This is a genomic window from Nocardiopsis sp. TNDT3 (assembly GCF_003427465.1).
GTDB classification, from domain to species: Bacteria; Actinomycetota; Actinomycetes; order Streptosporangiales; family Streptosporangiaceae; genus Nocardiopsis; species Nocardiopsis dassonvillei.
The window spans coordinates 1-1153 of the sequence record NZ_QPFC01000831.1; the positions used below are offsets into that span (position 1 = coordinate 1).

The 1153-nt window shown below is 74.0% G+C and carries 1 protein-coding gene; it reads right to left on the reverse strand.

Annotated elements, in window-relative coordinates:
• Positions 1 to 1049, reverse strand: a 1049-nt coding sequence (locus DQW06_RS20155) for an alkene reductase (protein WP_157983513.1), incomplete at its 3' end; no start/stop codon positions are given.
• Between the last annotated feature and the right edge of the window lie 104 nt (positions 1050 to 1153).

The following is a 1153-nucleotide window of genomic DNA, read 5'->3' on the forward strand; positions in this document are numbered from 1 at the left end:
GCCGGGTAGTCGGTGTAGCCGCGGTGGTCGCCGCCGTAGTAGGTGGCCCGGTCGGGGGCCGCGACGGGGGCGCCGGTCCTGATCCTGGCGGGCAGATCCGGGTTGGCGATCCAGGCCGCGGCCATCGCCACGGCGTCCGCCCGCTCCCGGGCCAGGGCCGCGATGGCGGGTCCGGTGTCGGTGCCGGAGGCGGGGTTGAGGACGAAGGTTCCCGGCCACTCCTTGCGCAGCGCGTCGGTGTACTCGGCCGAGGCCGACTCCGTCAGGTGCAGGTAGGCCAGTTCGGGACGGCCGCGCAGCCCGTCCAGGAGCGCGAGGTACTGCTCCAGGGGGTCGCTCTGGCTGATGCCGTTGAGCCTGCTGGCCGGGGAGACGCGCAGGCCGGTGCGGTCGGCTCCGACGGCCTCGACGACCGCGTCCACCACCTCCAGGGCGAAGCGGGCGCGGTTGGCGGCGCTGCCGCCGTACCCGTCGGTGCGCCGGTTGCTGCCGTCGGAGAGGAACTGCTCGATGAGGTAGCTGTTGCCGCCGTGCAGCTCCACCCCGTCGAAACCGGCGGCGATCGCGTTGCGCGCGGCCGCGGCGTGGTCGGCGAGGGTCTGGTCGATGTCGGCGGCGGTCATCCCACGCGGCACCGGGTGCGCGAGCTTCTGCCTGCCGTCGTACATGGACGCGCCCGAGGCGATGGGGGAAGGGCCGACGGGCAGGCCGCCGTCGGGGTAGAGGCTGGGGTGTCCGACCCGGCCCGCGTGCATGAGCTGGGCGAAGATGTGCCCGCCGCGCCCGTGCACGGCGTCGGTGACGCGCCGCCACGCCGCGATCTGCTCGTCGCTGTGCAGGCCCGGGGTGTCGGTGTAGCCCTGGCCGCGGACGCTGGGCTGGATGCCCTCGGTGATGATCAGCCCGGCCGAGGCGCGCTGGGCGTAGTACTCGACGGTGATGTCGCCGGGCACGCCCCCGCGGCAGCGCGAGCGGGTCATCGGGGCCATGAACAGGCGGTTGGGCAGGTGCAGGCGGCCGATCCGGACGGGATCGAACAGGTCGCTCAAGGCGGGCTCCGTGGTGTGCGGGTCGAGAGGGGTCATGCCCTCGGGAACGCACTCACGTTAGGAGGAACCGCCGCGGGGCCGTCGACCGGGTACGCACTTGGCCA